Here is a 2,671-nt window from a genome sequence, read left to right on the forward strand (position 1 = left end):
GAACGACCCCTGCGTCGTTCCGCAAATTAGGCAGGCATGAAGTCCTTAAACACAACGGGCAGACGCAGTGGTCTGCTCTACGAAAACCCTTCTATGTATAAGGAGATAATGTTAAACCAATAATGCATCTTTCTATTCAGATGCAAAAATATCAGGCGCACAATGTGACGCCCTTGCGAGAATCCCTTTGATTATAGCAAAGGATATTGTAGGGTACGACAACCCTGTCGTACCGTTGGCCTTAAACTCAGCGGCAGACAATGGGGCTTGCTTCTAAGCAAGTGATATATCCTAGCAGATTCCAAAAACATTTTATATAAATCTTCATTTTTCTATTTACAAATCGTAGAAATTTTTATAAAATTATATGTATAAATATGCATATTCCATTCCAGTTCACTTCATGCTATTAAAGGATACTTTAATACGATTAGAAGGAGGCTTCAAGTATGAAAAAAGAGCACGTTCAGGAGAAAAAAGAAATCTCCTATAAGAAAGATCTCGGTAAAAAAGAATATAAAACAATGAGCAATCATTTTGACGCTTATACAAAAGCCTACACCATAATGGATCAAAATAGACAAGAGCGTATTAACAGCTATAAGAAAGACTAATCACTTCGTAACATATTACTAGCAAGCCAAAACTCTTAAAAATATTTAAGTGTTTTGGCTTTTCATTTTTTTATCCGTAAGCACATTGCATAAATTTCATATTTCCTATACAGTATTAATAATAGCAAAAGCAAAGGAGGCTGTTTATGTTATCAAGTAAATTAAAGAATATTACTCCCTCTTTCACCATAGGCATCAGCACTAAGGTAAGGGAGTTAAGAAACAGTGGGCAGGATATAATCAACCTAAGTATTGGAGAGCCTGATTTTTCCACACCTGCAGCAGCCAAGGAAGGTGCTGTGGAGGCGATTCGTTCAAATCTGACTAAATACGATGCTGCGTCAGGACTTGTGGATCTTAGGAAAGCTATTCAGGAAAAACTGAAGCATGAGAATAATCTCAGCTACGGGATTGATGAGATTGTCGTATCCAATGGAGCAAAGCATGCCATTACGAATGCGCTGATTGCTCTACTGGATTCTGGAGACGAAGTACTTATTCCGAAACCCTACTGGGTAAGCTATCCGGAAATGGTAAAACTGACAGGAGGAATTCCTGTTTTTGTGGAGACCCAGGAGGCAAACTCTTTTAAGGCTACGCCTGAAGATATAAAGAAAAAAATTACTCCTCGTACCAAAATAATTATTCTTTCGAATCCATCCAATCCTACAGGAGCCATATATACTCGAGATGAACTCTCTGCATTGGTAGAACTTTGTCTCAAACATCAGGTTTACATTCTTTCTGATGAGATCTATGAAACGATTCGATATACAGATACTTTTATCAGTACTGCTTCATTATCGGAGGGTGCAAAGGATATTACCATCACGATTAATGGTTTATCCAAGTCCGCTGCTATGACCGGATGGCGAATTGGCTACACAGCTACGAACAAAGCCTTGGCTAAGGCAATTAGTACAGTCCAAGGCCATCTGATCTCTCATCCCAGCACGATTTCCCAATGGGCTTCTGTAGCAGCATTAAGAGAATCCACGCAGGAAATGGAACACATGGTTTCCGTATATAAAGGCAGAAGGGATACTGCTATACAATTACTTTCCGAAATAAAAGATATTAGCTTTATTCAGCCGGAGGGAGCCTTCTATATTTTTATTGACCTTTCATGCCTAACCAGAAAGCTGACTTGGACTGATAGTTTTTCAGTTGCCTTTGCTGATAAACTGCTGGAGGAAGGAAATGTTGCAGTCGTACCGGGTATCGCCTTTGGAATGGATCAATATATTCGTATTTCCTATGCCTGTGATACAAAGGAGTTAATTGAAGGAATCAACCGAATAAAAGCTTTTATTAGTAGCCTCTAAATATTCTTCTTGTTTCAATAACTTTATAGCTGCAAAAGCATATACCTCAAGAAAAGAAGTATATGCTTTTACTTTTCTTGGATATACTCTAAAATATTATTTTTCCTTATTGTTCTTAATATAGTGATATGTATATCTTATAGATAATAAAAAAAAAGACTTAATCAGGAGGACTATTTTATGGAAAAGACTTTAGTAATTATTAAGCCTGACGGTGTTGATCGGAAACTAGTTGGAGAAATCATCGGAAGATATGAAAGGAAAGGCTTTCGCATCATCGCTGCAAAGATGTTGTCTGCGGAGAGAATCACCTTAGCAGATCATTATGAAGAGCATATTGGAAGGCCTTACTTCGAGGAGCTTATTTCCTATATGGTAGAAGGTCGTTTGATGGTCATGGCCGTAGAGGGAGAGAATGCCATCGAAATCGTAAGAATGATGAACGGGCATAAGGATCCAAAGCAAGCCCTACCAGGTACCATACGAGGTGATTTTGCCCATAGCATCACCAAAAATATTATTCATGCATCTGATAGCAAAGAAACTGCTGAAAGAGAGATCAGAATCTGGTTCCCTGAACTAATCTAGTATCTCTACATACTAAAAACCTCAGAAGAAAATCTTCTGAGGTTTTTCTAAACCAGCAACGACCTACTCTCCCGAGGCGTTACCGCCTGAGTACCATCAGCGCTGAAGGGCTTAACTTCTGTGTTCGGGATGGGAACAGGTGTG

3 protein-coding genes and 1 rRNA gene are annotated in these 2,671 nt (G+C 38.7%); 3 read left to right on the plus strand and 1 reads right to left on the minus strand.

From position 1 onward, the window contains the following. Positions 1 to 449: 449 nt before the first annotated feature. The 3 genes from BUB56_RS19620 (at position 450) to ndk (ending at position 2,527) form a co-directional block, all read left to right on the plus strand. A complete protein-coding gene (locus tag BUB56_RS19620) occupies positions 450 to 614 on the plus strand; it encodes a hypothetical protein (RefSeq protein WP_190014786.1) in 165 nt (54 codons plus the stop codon). A 146-nt stretch (positions 615 to 760) separates the two neighbouring features. Next, a complete protein-coding gene (locus tag BUB56_RS19075) occupies positions 761 to 1,939 on the plus strand; it encodes a pyridoxal phosphate-dependent aminotransferase (RefSeq protein WP_110942823.1) in 1,179 nt (392 codons plus the stop codon). A gap of 180 nt (positions 1,940 to 2,119) precedes the next feature. Further along, positions 2,120 to 2,527: a nucleoside-diphosphate kinase gene (ndk, locus tag BUB56_RS19080; RefSeq protein WP_110942824.1), complete on the plus strand. Its 408-nt coding sequence runs from the start codon at positions 2,120 to 2,122 to the stop codon at positions 2,525 to 2,527. A 50-nt stretch (positions 2,528 to 2,577) separates the two neighbouring features. Here the strand turns inward: ndk and rrf are convergent. Then, positions 2,578 to 2,671: ribosomal RNA gene (gene rrf, locus BUB56_RS19085) — 5S ribosomal RNA — on the minus strand; the annotation flags it as partial.

Source organism: Geosporobacter subterraneus DSM 17957 (assembly GCF_900142145.1).
Lineage (GTDB): Bacteria > Bacillota > Clostridia > Peptostreptococcales > Thermotaleaceae > Geosporobacter > Geosporobacter subterraneus.

Excerpts from the sequence above, each read along its gene's own strand:
- ndk (WP_110942824.1), top strand. The coding sequence starts at position 2,120 with ATGGAAAAGACTTTAGTAATTATTAAGCCTGACGGTGTTGATCGGAAA.
- BUB56_RS19620 (WP_190014786.1), top strand. The coding sequence starts at position 450 with ATGAAAAAAGAGCACGTTCAGGAGAAAAAAGAAATCTCCTATAAGAAA.
- BUB56_RS19075 (WP_110942823.1), top strand. The coding sequence starts at position 761 with ATGTTATCAAGTAAATTAAAGAATATTACTCCCTCTTTCACCATAGGC.